At 43.3% G+C, this 15,531-nt stretch carries 14 protein-coding genes and 2 pseudogenes; 9 read left to right on the top strand and 7 right to left on the bottom strand.

Features of this window, described 5'->3' with window-relative positions; translation table 11 throughout:
* Window positions 1-50: 50 nt before the first annotated feature.
* Window positions 51-926: a LysR family transcriptional regulator gene (locus AB4405_RS18505; protein WP_372062282.1), complete on the top strand. Its 876-nt coding sequence runs from the start codon at window positions 51-53 to the stop codon at window positions 924-926.
* On the opposite strand, the gene AB4405_RS18500 is transcribed toward AB4405_RS18505, so the two are convergent.
* Window positions 923-1,813, bottom strand: coding sequence for a LysR family transcriptional regulator (locus tag AB4405_RS18500; protein WP_372062281.1), 891 nt, complete (start codon window positions 1,811-1,813; stop codon window positions 923-925). The two genes, AB4405_RS18505 and AB4405_RS18500, sit on opposite strands and share 4 nt — an antisense overlap.
* Before the next feature lie 146 nt (window positions 1,814-1,959).
* On the opposite strand from AB4405_RS18500, the gene AB4405_RS18495 reads away from it, so the two are divergent.
* Window positions 1,960-2,967 carry a linear amide C-N hydrolase gene (locus AB4405_RS18495; RefSeq protein WP_372062279.1) on the top strand — a complete coding sequence of 336 codons (1,008 nt, stop codon included), beginning with the start codon at window positions 1,960-1,962 and terminating at the stop codon, window positions 2,965-2,967.
* Window positions 2,968-3,055: 88 nt separating this feature from the next.
* Here the strand turns inward: AB4405_RS18495 and AB4405_RS18490 are convergent, their stop codons facing one another.
* The 3 genes from AB4405_RS18490 to AB4405_RS18480 all read right to left on the bottom strand — a co-directional run bounded on the left by AB4405_RS18490 (window position 3,056) and on the right by AB4405_RS18480 (window position 6,260).
* A complete protein-coding gene (locus AB4405_RS18490; protein ID WP_102532261.1) occupies window positions 3,056-3,949 on the bottom strand; it encodes a DMT family transporter in 894 nt (297 codons plus the stop codon).
* A gap of 72 nt (window positions 3,950-4,021) precedes the next feature.
* Window positions 4,022-4,657: a PolC-type DNA polymerase III gene (locus tag AB4405_RS18485; RefSeq protein WP_372062277.1), complete on the bottom strand. Its 636-nt coding sequence runs from the start codon at window positions 4,655-4,657 to the stop codon at window positions 4,022-4,024.
* A 172-nt stretch (window positions 4,658-4,829) separates the two neighbouring features.
* A complete protein-coding gene (locus AB4405_RS18480) occupies window positions 4,830-6,260 on the bottom strand; it encodes a sodium-dependent transporter (RefSeq protein WP_372062275.1) in 1,431 nt (476 codons plus the stop codon).
* 701 nt (window positions 6,261-6,961) lie between these two features.
* On the opposite strand from AB4405_RS18480, the gene AB4405_RS18475 reads away from it, so the two are divergent.
* On the top strand, window positions 6,962-7,546 hold the full coding sequence (locus AB4405_RS18475; RefSeq protein ID WP_372062274.1) for a hypothetical protein: 585 nt from the start codon (window positions 6,962-6,964) through the stop codon (window positions 7,544-7,546).
* A gap of 222 nt (window positions 7,547-7,768) precedes the next feature.
* On the opposite strand, the gene AB4405_RS18470 is transcribed toward AB4405_RS18475, so the two are convergent.
* Window positions 7,769-8,032, bottom strand: coding sequence for a hypothetical protein (locus AB4405_RS18470; protein WP_372062273.1), 264 nt, complete (start codon window positions 8,030-8,032; stop codon window positions 7,769-7,771).
* Window positions 8,033-8,132: 100 nt separating this feature from the next.
* Between AB4405_RS18470 and AB4405_RS18465 the strand changes: the two are divergent.
* Window positions 8,133-8,927: pseudogene (locus tag AB4405_RS18465) on the top strand (IS3 family transposase); the annotation flags it as partial.
* Window positions 8,928-8,941: 14 nt separating this feature from the next.
* Here AB4405_RS18465 and AB4405_RS18460 read toward each other — a convergent pair.
* Window positions 8,942-9,145 (bottom strand): hypothetical protein, encoded by a 204-nt coding sequence (locus AB4405_RS18460; RefSeq protein ID WP_372062272.1) that lies wholly within the window; start codon window positions 9,143-9,145, stop codon window positions 8,942-8,944.
* Between the two features lie 237 nt (window positions 9,146-9,382).
* Here AB4405_RS18460 and AB4405_RS18455 point away from each other — a divergent pair, with 237 nt between their 5' ends.
* From AB4405_RS18455 to AB4405_RS18440, 4 genes and pseudogenes are all read left to right on the top strand, one after another.
* On the top strand, window positions 9,383-9,712 hold the full coding sequence (locus AB4405_RS18455) for a LysR family transcriptional regulator (RefSeq protein ID WP_372062271.1): 330 nt from the start codon (window positions 9,383-9,385) through the stop codon (window positions 9,710-9,712).
* Between the two features lie 12 nt (window positions 9,713-9,724).
* Window positions 9,725-10,318 (top strand): annotated as a pseudogene (locus AB4405_RS18450) (LysR substrate-binding domain-containing protein); the annotation flags it as partial.
* Window positions 10,319-10,661: 343 nt separating this feature from the next.
* Window positions 10,662-11,183, top strand: coding sequence for a TetR/AcrR family transcriptional regulator (locus AB4405_RS18445; protein ID WP_102532588.1), 522 nt, complete (start codon window positions 10,662-10,664; stop codon window positions 11,181-11,183).
* Window positions 11,183-12,241 (top strand): alcohol dehydrogenase family protein, encoded by a 1,059-nt coding sequence (locus AB4405_RS18440; protein ID WP_372062270.1) that lies wholly within the window; start codon window positions 11,183-11,185, stop codon window positions 12,239-12,241. The genes AB4405_RS18445 and AB4405_RS18440 overlap by 1 nt, the downstream gene beginning before the upstream one ends.
* A gap of 112 nt (window positions 12,242-12,353) precedes the next feature.
* On the opposite strand, the gene AB4405_RS18435 is transcribed toward AB4405_RS18440, so the two are convergent.
* A complete protein-coding gene (locus AB4405_RS18435; protein WP_102532590.1) occupies window positions 12,354-12,773 on the bottom strand; it encodes a universal stress protein in 420 nt (139 codons plus the stop codon).
* A 597-nt stretch (window positions 12,774-13,370) separates the two neighbouring features.
* Between AB4405_RS18435 and AB4405_RS18430 the strand changes: the two genes are divergently transcribed.
* Window positions 13,371-15,134, top strand: coding sequence for an ATP-binding cassette domain-containing protein (locus AB4405_RS18430; RefSeq protein ID WP_372062268.1), 1,764 nt, complete (start codon window positions 13,371-13,373; stop codon window positions 15,132-15,134).
* Window positions 15,135-15,531: the final 397 nt, after the last annotated feature.

Raw genomic sequence — 15,531 nt, 5'->3', positions numbered from 1 at the left:
GGTTGTTTATGGCATGATGGGGATCTGATGATTAATGACAGGCATTCGACATGGATTTTTCACTTGCTCAAATGGAAGCATTTACTGCGACTTATGAATCTGGCAGCTTTAAAGCCGCCGCTGAACAGCTCAATAAACGCCGCCAAGTCATTACCAAGCTAGTTTGCTCAATGGAAGAGAGCTTCAACATCACTCTTTTTGAGCGTAAAACGAGGCACTTAGAACCTACAGAAGTCGCTCGTAAGCTTTACCCAGTGATGAACCGAACGTTAGTTAATAGCGGTAAAGTGCAAAGCACCATTAGACGTTTTGAACGAAAGGAAACCACACGTTTGAGTGTGGGAATCGATAGTATGTTGGTTTGCCCTGAAGTCATGGCGTGCTTTCGAGAGCTATTGAGTGCGTCCCCTGAATTACAATTAGATATACATACGGGCAGCACAACAGAAATGTTTGATTGGTTGACAGAGAAGAAGGTGGAAGTGGCTCTGCGTTTCTACCCCTTTTCAGTAGAAGGCGAAATGGTAAAAATAACGGCTTTCAATTTTGAAATGATCAATATTGCTTCTTCGCAGTTAGTGAACAACGGCGCTGTGATATCGGAAGATGAAGCGTCACAAATGGCTCAGGTTGTCCCTAAGTTTGTTTATCACTATAACCATCAAAAACAGCACGTCTTTAGCGACAAGCCCATTATCTCAAATAACCTTCAACAGACCCTTTCTATTGTTGAAGAGGGCATGGGTTGGACCGTCGTTCCTAAGTTTATGGTACGGGATCAGCTTGTTAATGGCACCTTTGCTAGTTTTACGATTGAAGGTGCCTCCCCAATTTATTGGTCTGCAGAGCTGATTTATTTAAGTGAGGAGGATCTTAGCTTAGCGGGGGACTTACTCACCCAGCAACTACAAAACCTCAGCTTTTAACGTTTATTGATTTCCTGCTCTAGACCTTGAACGTGTTGAGTGAAAATATCGCCTGCAAGAGTGAGTTTATCATCGCTTTGGTAGATGATCTCAGCGGTCCAAACAACAGAAACGGACCCTTCAATATAGAATTCAGAAATGTTTTGTTCTGCAATGAGCTTCTTGACGCTAAATTCAGGCACGACTGCCCAGCCAATTTCAGCATTTGCCATCTCAACGGTTGCTTGCAAGTTGTTTGAAATGATAACCCTGTCACTCTGTACATGGCCTTTATCAAGCCCATATTGAAACACAAACTTAGGCACAATCTGGCTCAGGCTCGATAGCTCTTGACCGGTGATAACGGCGCCGCGTGGGATAAGGTTATTATGAGCAATACAAATGGTGGGGAAATTAAATGCGCTGACGGTGACAAGGTCATCATCTAAGGAAAAAGGTGAAGCCCTGAGTCCCATGTCGGCAGTGCCATCGTGCACCCACTGACTGATCTGCTTGGTGTTGCCTGCTAATACTTCAAGATCAATGGTTGGGATCGCGTCTAATACCGCCTTGTAGCAACGTGTTATTTTAGAGCTCATTAACTGGCTGTCTATTGCCAGCGTAAAACTGGTGGGTAGCTCTTCTTCAAAACTCTCTAGCATCTCAGCGATTTGTTCAGAATCTAACAGTACTCTTTTCGCCAATTTATACAGCTTTTGGGCTTGCTCGGTAGCTTCTAACCGACGTACGTGCCGCTCAAATAGTAAAACCCCACAGCTTTCTTCCATTGTGGCCACTAGTTTTGCAATCGCTTGGCTACGTTTCTCTAAGCGAATCGCCGCACTTTTAAAGCTTCCTGTTTCGTAGGTTAGAACAAAAGCTTGTAATTGTGATAATGAAAAATCCATAGGCATCTCTTAATCGTTTTCCCTATTATAGACTACCTAATGTTGTTTATTGCGATTTTATGAATTGATTTTTCGAGTGCATGATAGCTCCATCAAACGACTTAGAGTGATAACACACTCAAACTAAACACCATTCGGAGTATCTCATGAAAAAATCAATCATCGCATTAGCACTTGCTGCTACCACCGCCGTGGGTCTCACTGCCACAGCACAGGCTTGCTCTTACTCTTACATCACCGATGCTAATGGTCATCATTTTATCAGCCGTACTAACGAACTGCCGATGGAAACCGAAGAAAACCTAATTGTGGTCCCACGTGGCCACGAATTCCGTGACTCAACCTCAAAATACGGTTTCGTTGGCATACGCCATGGTGACACTCAAATGATTTCTTCAGGTTTAAATGAACAAGGTGTCAGTATTGAAGCCTTGGGTTTTTGGGCGGCCGAGTACTCAGACACAGAAAAAGGCGATGCAACGTCACTTTCTATTGTGTCGACCATGTTAGGGAACGCGAAATCAACCGATGAAGCGGTTGAGATTGCGAAGTCGCTGACGGTTGTTTACGAAGACATGAAGCAATTTAATGGGGTAACGGTTGCTTTCCACTATGCGATTAATGACGGTGAGCGTGCAGTCGTGATTGAACACGTCAATGGCGAAGCCGTGGTTTACGAAAACACGCTCGGTGTAATGACCAACGATCCAAGTTATCCTGAGCAAGAAAAACTGGCTAAGGCGGCCATTGAAAAAGTGAATGATCGCGATTCAGAAACCTTAGCCATCTTTCCAGGTTTCAGTACCAGCTCTGAGGACCGTTTCTCTCGAATAGCGGCGTTGAATGCGGCCTACGATAACAATAAACCCGCGAACGACCGTCGTGATGAAGGGATTAACCGAGCATTTTCTATGTTAAATAACATGGAGTTAGTGTCAGGTTCAATGTATTGGGAATTCTTGTCGCCACTCCCACAAATTGTCGCATATGGCAACGTGGTTGACATTGAAGACAAGGCTTACTACTTCCGTACTTACGACAACCCAACCATTCGTAAACTGGATTTAGACACGATTAACTTCGATACCATTACCTACTCAGCAACGCCGATTTATGGTGTGGAAGCAACCTACGCCGAAGTGGCGATTAAATAAACTCGGTCAAAGCAGTAATACCGTTGAAAGCCAGTAAATGCTGGCTTTCAACTTAATATTTTCAAGCCCAATTACCACGCCCTAGGCGCTACTTTCTAGGAAGGGATGCGCTCTTGCCAAAGACGTTAATTAACGCGCCGACAACAATCAAAATGCCACCCGCATAGGTCCACCCTGATGGGCTTTCATTAAATACAATGACGCCAAGAATAATAGAAAAGACAATCTGGACATACGCATAGGCGGAGGCTTTGCCTGCCGCTTGTGTTTGCATGGCCTTAGTTAAGCCGAGTTGGCCAATTTGTGTGAAAATACCAACAAGGATGAGCAAGAACGTCAGTGTCAAATCCGGCATGACAAAGTCATCGCCAATTAGAAGCAAAGAAAGCGGGAGCGCAACCAGCGGGAAGTAAAAAATAATGACGGAACTGTCTTCGGTGACGCTCAGTTTTTTAACGATAACGTAAGCGATGGCGCTACCGAATGCACCTAAAATCGCGATGCCAACGTTAAATAGGGGGAGCTCACTACTACCACTCGCGCCAAGTGTCGGGTATACCATAACGTATAAGCCTAACAAGCATAAAAGTATGCAAACAATCGTAGAAAACTGTACGCGCTCCTTTAAAAAGAGAAACGCTAGGAGGGCCGTGAAAACAGGGTGGGTGTATTGCAAAATCGTCGCTTCTGCAAGCGGCAGTGTGGTAATGGAATAGTACACACACATCAAGGCCATGGTGCCTACCGTACCCCTAGCCAACAACAGTTTTTTATTGTTTCCCCATATGGAGATGCCCTTACGTTTTACATCGCCATAGCTAATGATCAAAGAAACGAGCGCCCTTGCTGCAACAATTTCAAAAACGGGAAGCCCATAGCTACTGACATATTTTACACAAGCCGACATTAACGCGAAGCCAAGGGCCGACAACACCATAAAGCGCACGCCAATAGGAAACATTTCAGCTAAACGAGAATTCATAGGGTACTCAATGGTTAGTGGTGGATCTGACAAATAACATGGTTAATGGTTAATGGTTAATGGCTAATGGCGTTAAGAGTGAGCGACGGAGTATTTGTCTAAGAAGGCCTTTACCGATGCTTTAGGCGTTTTTGACAGTTTTTGCATCAATGAAAACGTTGGGTTGGTGAATTCATGTTGGGCTTGAAGCTCGTTTAATAAGACCAGCCATAATGAAGCCGTGACCTCAGCGTCCGCTAACGCTCTATGAAATACACCGTCGTTGTCGATATTATGATAACGAACAAGGTCACCCAATTTATGAGAGGATGCCTCTTGTGTCAGGCGACGAGATACCAACAACGAACACGCAAAACTACCATCATAGGTTGCTTGAATATTGGCAAGCTCTGCGTCTAAAAAACGTTGATCGAACGAAGCATTATGCGCCACAAGGTTACTGCCTTGGATCCAATCAGAAAACTCAGCCATGACTTCTTCACAGCTTGGTGCATTGACCAGCATACTGTTAGTGATACCCGTGTAGTTTTCAATAAACCCACTAACACGGAACCCCGGATTCATCAGCGATTGAAAACGATCAATGACCTGTCCGTTCTCTAGTTTTACTGCGCCGATTTCAATCGCTCTGTCACCTTGATTTGGTGATAAGCCCGTTGTTTCGAAATCGAGCACAATAACGGAGTCGGCGAGGGGGTTTATTGGCATGGTGCTATCTCTAGTTTACAGTGTGAATAATGCGAAGCAGGCAAGTCTAACGTGTAATGGCAAAGACCAAAAGAGCTAATTAGCGTGGTGGTTTGAATGGTAGTGCATTGCTTGAATAAATAGCATAAAAAAAGGAAGCCTTTTGGCTTCCTTTTTCGGTGTTTCTTTAGAGTTATAGCTTCTTAGAAGCAAACCCTGCTAGCGCGATAATAGCAATACCCATTAGCATAATTGGGCCTTTACCACTATCAAATCCGCTTAAGATACCCGCCATTGCAACAATTGCTACTGCTACAGGGATAACGAACTTAACCAGGTTGTACCAAAGACCAAATAGTGGGAAAGAGAACTTACCATCGTTGGTGATTTCTTTCTCAAGCTCTTCACGAGTCAATCTCCAACCAGCGAAGATACATACCAACATACCGCCAACGGCAAGGAAGATCTTATCTGTTAGTAAGTCGAAGATGTCAAAGGCTCCGGTATCAAACAGAGTTGGACCTACGCCACCTAGAGATAGAGATGCAAAGACACATAGCACCGCCATTACGGATGCAGCAGACAGTACCGCCACAGAGCGCTTCATGCCTTTCTCATCGATAAGGTAAGACACAACCACTTCTAATAGAGAAACAGAAGAGGTTAGAGCGGCAACCGTTAGACCAACGAAGAACAGTAGTGCAAATAGAAGTCCCATGCCGCCCATTTCAGCAAACAGCTGAGGAACAACAACGAAGACAAGACCAGGACCAGCAGCAGGTTCCATGCCCAGGGCAAACATCGCTGGGAACATAGCAACACCCGCAAGGATAGCAACACTGGTATCCATTGCTGTAACCATAGCGGTAGTTTGAACGAGGTTTTCTTTCTTCTTCAAGTAACTGCCGTAGGTAATCATACAACCCATACCAAGGCTAAGAGAGAAGAACGCTTGTCCAAGTGCCGCTAGTACAACACCGCTGTCAACTTTCGAAAAGTCAGGGCTGAATAGGAACTCAACACCGGCCATTGCTCCAGGAAGAGATAAGCCTTTTACTGATACGATGATAAGAATCAAGAATAAGATAGGCATTAAGATCTTGCCTGCCTTCTCGATACCACCAGAGATACCACGACTTACGATAAGAACGTTAAGGAAGAGGTAAACACCCATCCACATCAATGGCTGAAGTGGATCAGTAATGAAAGCACCGAAGCTATCGCCAATCGCATCTGGTGTGCTAAGCAGTCCAGTCGACACTTTTGACACATATGCAAGTGCCCAGCCGCCTACTACTGGGTAGAAACCCATAATCAGCAAGCCACTCAATACACCAATGACACCAACGAAGGTCCAGCGACCATCAGTTGATTTAAAAGCGCCTACAGCTGAACGGCCAGTCTTACGACCAACGGCAAATTCAGTCAACATGACACTAAAGCCAATAAAAATAACGAAAGCAAGGTAAATAGCGATAAAAGCACCACCGCCATTTTCACCTGCTGTGTAAGGGAACTTCCAAATGTTTCCTAGACCTACAGCAGAACCTGCTGCGGCCATTACGAAGCCTAGCTTCGATCCCCAATTATCACGGGGTGCTGCGTTTGTGTTGCTCGTTGCCACGGGTAACTCCAAATTTTGTTTGTTGTGTTTGTTATTCTTGGCGCCGAAAAATGTGTGTGTATTTTTATGTATACACTTTCTAAAGTTTTTGTAGGCGCTACGATCGTGACAAGTAAACCAGTTTGTGATTATAGATGGAAGTGTGAATAGTGCATTTTTCTAAATTTTGTCATCAAAATGTTGTTAAGTGCTGATTTTTTGTTCTCATTTTCCTCATGCTTCTAATTTGTTAACAATTGACAGAACCTTGAGTGGTCGGATCTTAATCACGTAGGTGCATATTTTGTGTTGTTGGAAATATACTGTGCGGGAATTTGTTGAGGAAGATTGATAGAACTCGCGCAAAGTATTCTGTTAATAATTTGTTGTCATGATGAGTGTATTAGGTGTTTATGATAACTGAAGTAATAGAGTCGGCATGATTTGTTGGTTTTTTATTATGATGATAAAAGTGTTTTTCATTAGGCTGAGCTGTCAATAGGTTAAATGAATAAGGAGTGCTTCTATCTGTAATGTTTTCTTTGCACCTGTAGAGTGCTTGTCATTCATTTTAGCGTGTTGAATAACCGTTTTGACGATTGCCAAGGACGATATAATCGCCCCCTTATCGATAAGTCATGAGGAATACTCGATAGAGGAGGCACTATTGGTTAAGATGGGGCCCTAAACCGAGCCACACTGTATTTGAGAAGATAAACGAAATGAGCAACCTGACTGTAGAACAAGAAAACGCTATCGCGACATTCAAAGCCGCACTACACCTTCCTAAAGGTGGCTTTCATGTCTTAATTGTGGATCTTTGCCAGCAATACCAACTGCCATTTCAAACCTGTCGCTCTGTACTGAAAAAAGCTCAGAAATCGATAGAATCAAAAATCCGTGACCAGTATGACGAGCTTGAACCCGCTGACCTTACACAAGCCTGTTGGCTAGCTTTGATTCACCAATCACTTTCTGAGTTAGCAGCACAGACCCAGCCACTCATGGTGACAATGACCAGCAGCGAACGCTACACGGCGATAATGAGTGCGATGGAGTCTCCCCATGTAGAGGCTAGTGCTCGCGATGAGCTAATCGATAAACTCATGATGGTCTATGAATTAGACGTATATAAATCATTGGGCGCAATGCTGCATACATCGGCATTATATTGGGAGCTTCGAGATGACCTGTTTGAGATGACGGCTGATCGTTTACAAAAATTTTCCGATTACCCACAACATGTAGAAGCCACTTTACATCTACTTGACCTAGCCGACAGGGTACGATCGCCGTCCGTTAAGTAAGCGGTGACTGTGGATTAGAAGCTGATTTGTGGTTTAAACGCGTATTTGTGGGTGACGAGTAGTCATAACCCTTTCTTAATCGATGTCTTAACCAATAGGTACGGATAGCTAATAATTAATAGCTAATAACTAATCGAGAGTGTGGTGTTAGCCATAGCCATAACCACCACACTCACCATCGATATTGATGCTTACTGAATAATTAGCACCTGTTGATTTAAGTTACAGCGGTGTTCTCTGAGTTTGTTGTAGCGCACGTATCTGCGGTACGGATAAAGATTGCTTGAACGAAATCAGGTCAGCAACGCTAATTTCTAGCTCGGTACCACTGTTGTATGTGCCTGTACCGTCTTCACCGACATTAACAGGGTATTCCGTTGCTAATGTTGTAAGATTACTCAAATCAAGTTCTGCAAAGTTCGAAAAGTGATCAGATTCAGGTTCGTAAAGGTATATTCCAGAGGTAGAATCATCGTCTAGATTCATATTAACAACCACGTAGACCCATTCATCATTAGTGAAACTTAATTTACGGGTGTCATTGCGGGTATTTTCATCACTTGCGTTTAACTTTATGGTTGAACCTTCAACAAGTGGGTTTTATCACTGGTTGAAAAGCCGCCACAATGCTTCACCACGTGAACTTGCTCGTTACGCGCTTGATAACCACGTAAAGAAAGCCTTTGTCGACGGCAAGGAGCGTGATGGTGCTCGTCGCATTAAGGTAGCTTTGGAAGAAGGTAAACACCCTTACAACATCAAGACAATATCGCAAAGCATGAAGCGCCAAGGCTTGGTTGCCAAAGCCGCAAGGAAGTTCAAATTCACAACCGATAGCAATCATACTAAAGCAATTTCCCCGAACCTCTTGGCTCAGGACTTCAATGCCACAGGGCCAAACCAGAAATGGGCGGGAGATATCACCTACCTTGCAACGAGTGAAGGCTGGCTGTATCTGGCAGTGATTATCGACCTTTATTCAAAGCAAGTCATCGGTTGGTCTATGAATGAACGTATGACAGCGGAACTTGTTTGCGATGCGTTAAAAATGGCATTGTTCCGTCGAGGCTTTCCTGAGGGTGTCATTTTACACAGCGACCGCGGAAGCCAATACTGCTCGAATGACTATCGCGAACTCATAACCGCCTATAAATTAAGGCAAAGCATGAGTCGAAAAGGAAATTGTTGGGACAATGCATGTGTTGAAAGCTTCTTCCACTCCCTGAAAGTCGAAGCGATCCAATATGAGCCTATTATGACCCGAGAAAAGATGCGTCAAACCGTCTTTGAATATATTGAAGTTGATTATAATCAGACAAGAAGGCACAGTGCTCTTGGATACCTTAGTCCAATTAACTTTGAAAAACAAAATGTCGCTTAACCGAGTGTCCAGTGTTACTGGTGCAGATCAAAGTTGGGTAATGATGGCTTATTGATCTCATCATTTATTTCATCACTAATGTAGTCATAATAAACGCCATCGACACCTAAAATAAGGACCTTTTTCTCTTTGTTAACATCCGATATTGTTTCGGATTCAGAGCCACAGCCAGAAATTATTGCAATTGATGACAGAATTAGAACCGTTTTTTTAAACATGATATATCTCACTTTGTTTGGTGTAGTCCAAATGTAAAGTGAGTCTTTTAAATAAATGTGAAATAGAGAGTTATATTTACTTTACGAATCAACAAGGAACACTTCACCGTTAGCATTATATCTTATGGGATTTATATTGTCGTTTTTAATATATTTCATCGTAACATTTATTTAATTATAGGTAAGTGTGATTTGTGATAATGTCTTTGAAATACAATGAATGTATGAGGGTGTATCATGCTTGATAAATGCAACAAGAGAAAAAGCAACCGAGATATTCCTCCACTTGGTTCACTGCGTGTATTTGAAGCCGTTGCTCGGCATGGAAGTTTAAGCAAGGCTGCAGTTGAGCTAAATGTTAGTCGCTCTGCAATAAGTCAACAAATAAAAACTCTAGAATCATTTGTTGATTCAACGCTGTTGACAAGAACAGGGAATAATATTGAATTAACAGAGCAAGCTAGATTTTATTTACCTATAGTGACTGAGTCATTAGATAATTTACATTCTGGTGCGAGGCAAATTTTTTCTGAAAAAGAAAAAGAGAAAATAACAATTAGAATATAACATTCGTTTTGTTATGCGTGGCTGTTTCCAAGATTGTCTGACTTTAGACGTAGATTTCCACTAATTAATTTTAAATTTATTACAACAACACGTAATTATCCAGAATTTTCTAAAGATATTGATGTGGAGATTATAAATGGATACGGAAATTGGGATCATCCATTAACAGAAAATATTTCAATTAAAGAACAGTGGATCGCAGTCGCAAGCCCAAGCTTTATTCGTCAATATGATTGCACACAGCCTATAGAAATACTTGCGACATATCCAAAGATTCAAACTTACAGCTACAACGAGAGTTGGAAAGACTGGCTGCATTCGATACTTTTTGGTGTTCCGTTTACCGAACCAGAGCTGCAGTTTGACAGCACTCACTTATCTATGGAGGCGGCGATCCAAGGGCATGGCATGCTCATCGCTAAGAGTTTACTTATTGAAGATAGTCTTAAGCAAGGAGACCTAGTGCAGATACACCCTAAAGTTCTAATGAGTAAGAGCAACCACTATTTAGTTTCGAATCCAATGACAGCGAACCGTTACGAGGTCGACATGTTTTGTAAATGGCTGAAAGCTGGCATTCAAGCACAACATCAATTGGCGTCTTGATATGTACTGGCACGGACAAATATCACGGATATATTGGACGGTATTCTACGCCATGCCAATGTCCGCTCAGGGATTGTAAGTAAGTCGTACTAAAATTTTCACACCTCGCTTTTCCATGAAAGCGTTGGCGACAATATTTCGTTTTTATCCTCATGAATTACTCAGCATTTACCTTTAATTTATGGTTTCTAATTTTAAACTTAAGTCGTTTTTCTTATGTGCTTTGTCACGCTCTCTATTTCTTTGAAGGCATTATTTTGCTGTGCTACGAAAAATATTGACACAGGTAGAGCGAACGCTCTACCATTAAGTAGAACAAGTATTCTACTTAATGGTAAATCAGATGCTTAAAGAACAAATAGCCGCGAGTTTGGAAATGGCGTTTAGCCAACACGGGTTTGCAGAGCCCAGCGTTGCTCAACTTAAAGTCGCGTGTAACGTCAGCCTTCGTACCTTGTACAAACACTATCCATCTAAGGAAGCCATGATTGTTGGCGCACTTGAATACCGTCACCAACGTTACCTCTCTTTCTTGCTTGAAGACGCGCCTTTTTCATCAAATGTTGAAGCTACTGTTCACGTTTTTACCAAGCTAGAGCAGTGGATGCAGGCGTACGCGCAACATGGCTGTTTGTCGATGAATGCCATTGCGGCATTTCCTGATAACGCCCTCATTACTGGTGCGGTAATGAATCATAAGGAAGCCGTGCGTCATTTTCTAGGGCAGCAAAGTAAGCATACTGAGCTGTCTACTGTGCTGTTTCTATTGCACGAAGGAGTGTCGAGTGCGTGGCCAGTCTTGGGGGCAGAGGCCGTGGTGTCAGCCAAAACAACCGTCATACAAATTTTAGAGGAAACCGCTTAATGAACACAATATCAACGACAATGAAAGGGGTGCAACTTATTGGCCATGGTGGTCCGGAAATGCTTGAATATCGCGACGATATTACTGTCCCAACACCCAAACCAAATGAGGTTCTTGTTCGAGTATCGGCGGCTGGCATTAATAATACCGATATCAATACTCGCATTGGTTGGTACTCGAAAAATGCGGGAAATACATCAGATGCAAGTTGGTCGGGTAACGCGCTTGAATTGCCACGAATTCAAGGTGCAGATGTTTGCGGTATGGTGGTAGCGGTGGGTCAAAATGTATCGGAGTCGCGTATTGGTGATAGGGTCATCATCGAGCCGTGTCTATCGGAAGCGAATGGAGCTCTACAAAACCCAGCATGGTATTTTGGATCAGAGTGTGACGGCGGTTTTGCTGAGTACACAGTCGTGGCTGAAAAGCATGCTTATACGATAAATAGCTCATTGACTGACCGTGAACTTGCTTCGTTTCCTTGTTCCTATTCTACGGCTGAAAACATGCTGACCCGAGCTGGTGTTACATCATCAGACCGTGTACTGATTTCAGGTGCATCCGGCGGGGTAGGTTCGGCGGCGATTCAACTAGCCAAAGCTCGAGGGGCGATGGTTATTGCTATAACTAGCCAAAGTAAGTATCAACAAATCTTAGATCTTGGGGCGGATCAGGTCGTAGAAAGAAACGATGATCTTGTTGAAATATTGGGTGAAAACAGTGTCGATGTGGTTATCGATTTGGTTGCGGGTTCTCAATGGCCGACTTTTTTGCAAGTACTGCGGCCCAAAGGGCGTTACGCGGTGTCAGGGGCGATTGGTGGCGCGATGGTGGAACTGGATGTTCGGACCTTATACCTAAAAGATCTTAGCTTTTTCGGTTGTACCGTACTTGAACCTGAGGTTTTTCAGAACCTAGTCGATTGTATTGAGCAAGGAAAAATTAAACCGCTTGTGGCGCAAACCTTTTTGCTTGAAGACATCGCTCTGGCGCAACAAGTCTTTTTGGACAAAAAGCATACAGGAAAAATTGTGCTGCAAGTCGCTAGTAATGAGTAGCGGTACCATCACTACGTTACGGTTATGAATACGATGCCGGGGTAGAGCGCGTGAAGCGCTGAACTAAAATTAAGGATGAACGTTTTGCGTTCATCCTTATTACGACATTGAGCTAGATAGGGACAACAAGTATATCAACCGGTGATTTGTTGATGAGGTGACGAGAGTAAGACACGATGCGACTCCAAAAATCGTGGTGGTGCCCACAAATTAATAGATCCACTCCGTTATCATTAATGGTGGCATTTAGCTTGTCACCTAAATCTCCGGTACCGACTAAAAAGCGCTTAATTGGAAAGTCGGTGTATTGTTGAAATGTCACTAGCATCTCATTGGCGTGAGCATTTAGCGGTTGTCTGTCAGGTTCCGCTTGTATGTCCACTAGGTCAGGATATATCTCCCCATGCGTGCCATCGATGTGGATAAACGATACTTCTGCATCGACGAGTTGGGCAATAGATACTGCCTTATCAATGAGTACATTACTGTCTTCCGACAGTTCTAACGCGACTAAGATATGTTTATATTTCATCACTATGCCCTCATGTTTGACTTCTAATCTAAGGATAGTCTTCAATCTTCAAAAATAATACTGCCAAGATCTCAGAAAGTTGTTAATGGTCAAAAAAACTGCGAATAATCATATTGTGTTGGTTATTGTCGCTTCAAGACGCGTGTCGTTGTCAAGAGTAAGCCCATGGTGATAAGTTCAAGTGTCCGACTGGATTTTGGGGCACTTTGGTATAGAAAAACACAACGTCATAAGCCGACACAACGACTTGCACTCCACTTAGGCCAATGAGGCAAGGGTAGCAGCGCCATATTGACTTCTTCATTCGTTTGTCGATAAGATTGGGTCATCATCTCTTAAGGAATTAACGCCATAATGAAGTACTAACATCTCGATATCCAATGAACATCATATTTTTGGACTCTCGGGGTTAGTGGGCGTTACTTCGTCATATCTATCTTGCACTACGGTATTATTGTGACCTTTGATTCATGCTATGGATCGTCAGGACGTATTTAATCAGCAATACGTCAACACAATAACACCAGCTTAAGTAACGCTCTGCCATTGTAAAAAATGGTGACCCCTTTTACTGATATTCGTAAAAGGAGGGCATTCATGCCTAAACAATCAACAAAAACACGATTTACTGGTAAAGCACTATCTACTCATCAAAAGCCGGCGACTCATAAAACTCGGTCGATTCACAAAGAAGCACCTGCAGATAAAACATTAGCCGCTCATCAATTGTCATTCCAATTAGAGACAGGGGAGTGGCTGTTCAAAGATCTCAGCTTTAGTCTCAATGACCGGTTTACGGGGCTAGTAGGGCGAAACGGTGTCGGTAAGTCGGTGTTGTTTTCTTTATTGGCTGGCTTACTAGTACCGACGCAAGGGGTTGTTAATCGCCCTGGGCACCATCCCAGAGCAACGCCAAATTTAGATGAGATGACCAACCGAGTGAACCTAACTCGCACCGGCGTTGCGACTCTAGAAAGTAAGCTAGGCTATTACTCTCAGTTACCCTCGTCTTTACTCACTCAAACGATCACTGTTGCAGAGTTCTTAGGCATTGAAGAAAAACGTCGAGCCTTACTTGCTATCAGTGAAGGTCGCTATGAACAAGCGCATTTTGACCTAGTGGATGAGGATTGGCATTTAGAAGAGCGCGTAAAGGCTCAGTTGGAAACGTTGAGAATCACGCCTGATCTTGATGCCTTGTGCCATACGCTTAGTGGTGGTCAATTGGCATGCTTGCAGTTACACCAATTGTTTGAATCAAATTCGGCGATCTTATTGCTTGATGAACCGTCCAATCACCTCGATGACTTAGGCCGTGAGTGGTTAATTGAGCAGTGCTTGCAATTTGAGGGGCAAGTCTTTGTCATCACTCATGACCGAAGTTTGTTGCGTCATGTTGATGCAATCTATCGACTGACGAGCCTGGGTATTGACTACTTTAAAGGAAGTTATGACGATTACTTCGCGCAGTCCACTGCTCAATCGGCGGCGTTGAATAAGCAAATATCGCACCTCTCTTCAGAGCAAAAGAAACTCGAACGCCAAGCGCAGGTGAATCAGGAAAAAGCACAGCAACGTGAAGCAAAAGGTAATCGACTCAGAAGGTCTGGAAGCCAGCCAAAGATCTTAATGGACGCAATGAAGGATAAAGCGGGGCGGACTAAAGGGGCCGCCGCAATAACTCAGAGAAACCAGCAAGCTCGTAATGCCGAGAAACTGCAGGCATTAAAAGCAAAAAAAGAGCAGCTAAAACCGCAAGCCATGTACCTATCGCCTTCTGATAACGGCAAGAAGCGAACTCTTCTGTCTATTGAGCAGTGCTTGTTGAAGTATGGTTGCGGTAACCTCGTGTCGTTTTCCATGACGCAAGGAGAAAGAGTGCGCTTACAAGGGCAGAATGGCTGCGGTAAATCCACCTTGCTCAAATCCATTGCCAATGGCGCGGCACCAGAGTCTGGCGATATTCGATGCTATGACAATACAGTGTACCTTGACCAGCATTTCGGGTTACTGGATAACGAAACGTCGTTGCTGGAAAATCTGCTTACGCGCAGTGATGGGTTAACGGTTAGCACTGCAAGGGTTTTGCTGGCAGGAATGGGCTTTCGGCGAGACACCGTGCATCGCAAAACCAAGCATCTCAGCGGGGGTGAAAAAATGAAGCTGTCGATGCTAATTGTGAGCCATATTCCTAAAACACCGCTGCTATTGTTAGACGAGCCTGATAACCATCTAGATATTGAATCAAAACAGCTACTTGCAAACGCTCTTCGTTACTATAAGGGGGCGTTCATTTTAGTGAGTCATGACCGTGATTTTGTTGACGAGGTAGGGATCAGTCGGATCATTACCATGAACTAATAACCAGAAGGGCTGCTGCTGAGATCACTTGCTTTGATACTTGGCACAGCCATTTTAATCATCTCTCCCTGACATAGTGAGTATGTATGACAGCGGTAGCATTTATCACAAATAATCATATAGACACATATAAAACAGGTGTCATTATTGATAACAAAGTAAATTAAACACGTAATGCTATAACATAATGATTTTTATAATGAAAAATAATTCTATTGAGCCTGATTTGTTTTTGGGCTAGCCGTTTGTCAGTTTTTACTGACGACAACACGCTATTTTCGGGTTGTTATCTTCTGCGTGTGAGCATTGTTGGTCTGGGTGCTCTGTTCTATCTTTACTCTGATTTCTTAGCAATTAACCATTTGTCATTCAAATAAAGCCAAGATAGTGACTATTA

Source organism: Vibrio sp. 10N.261.51.F12 (assembly GCF_041471725.1).
Taxonomy (GTDB): domain Bacteria; phylum Pseudomonadota; class Gammaproteobacteria; order Enterobacterales; family Vibrionaceae; genus Vibrio.
This window is presented reverse-complemented; position numbering and strand designations above follow the sequence as displayed.

Bases quoted from the DNA above. Each gene is read 5' to 3' on its own strand.
- AB4405_RS18440 (WP_372062270.1), top strand. From the start codon at position 11,183: ATGAACACAATATCAACGACAATGAAAGGGGTGCAACTTATTGGCCAT.
- AB4405_RS18505 (WP_372062282.1), top strand. From the start codon at position 51: ATGGATTTTTCACTTGCTCAAATGGAAGCATTTACTGCGACTTATGAA.
- AB4405_RS18430 (WP_372062268.1), top strand. From the start codon at position 13,371: ATGCCTAAACAATCAACAAAAACACGATTTACTGGTAAAGCACTATCT.
- AB4405_RS18455 (WP_372062271.1), top strand. From the start codon at position 9,383: ATGCTTGATAAATGCAACAAGAGAAAAAGCAACCGAGATATTCCTCCA.
- AB4405_RS18490 (WP_102532261.1), bottom strand. From the start codon at position 3,949: ATGAATTCTCGTTTAGCTGAAATGTTTCCTATTGGCGTGCGCTTTATG.
- AB4405_RS18445 (WP_102532588.1), top strand. From the start codon at position 10,662: ATGCTTAAAGAACAAATAGCCGCGAGTTTGGAAATGGCGTTTAGCCAA.
- AB4405_RS18495 (WP_372062279.1), top strand. From the start codon at position 1,960: ATGAAAAAATCAATCATCGCATTAGCACTTGCTGCTACCACCGCCGTG.
- AB4405_RS18500 (WP_372062281.1), bottom strand. From the start codon at position 1,813: ATGGATTTTTCATTATCACAATTACAAGCTTTTGTTCTAACCTACGAA.
- AB4405_RS18475 (WP_372062274.1), top strand. From the start codon at position 6,962: ATGAGCAACCTGACTGTAGAACAAGAAAACGCTATCGCGACATTCAAA.
- AB4405_RS18460 (WP_372062272.1), bottom strand. From the start codon at position 9,145: ATGTTTAAAAAAACGGTTCTAATTCTGTCATCAATTGCAATAATTTCT.
- AB4405_RS18435 (WP_102532590.1), bottom strand. From the start codon at position 12,773: ATGAAATATAAACATATCTTAGTCGCGTTAGAACTGTCGGAAGACAGT.
- AB4405_RS18485 (WP_372062277.1), bottom strand. From the start codon at position 4,657: ATGCCAATAAACCCCCTCGCCGACTCCGTTATTGTGCTCGATTTCGAA.
- AB4405_RS18470 (WP_372062273.1), bottom strand. From the start codon at position 8,032: ATGAATCTAGACGATGATTCTACCTCTGGAATATACCTTTACGAACCT.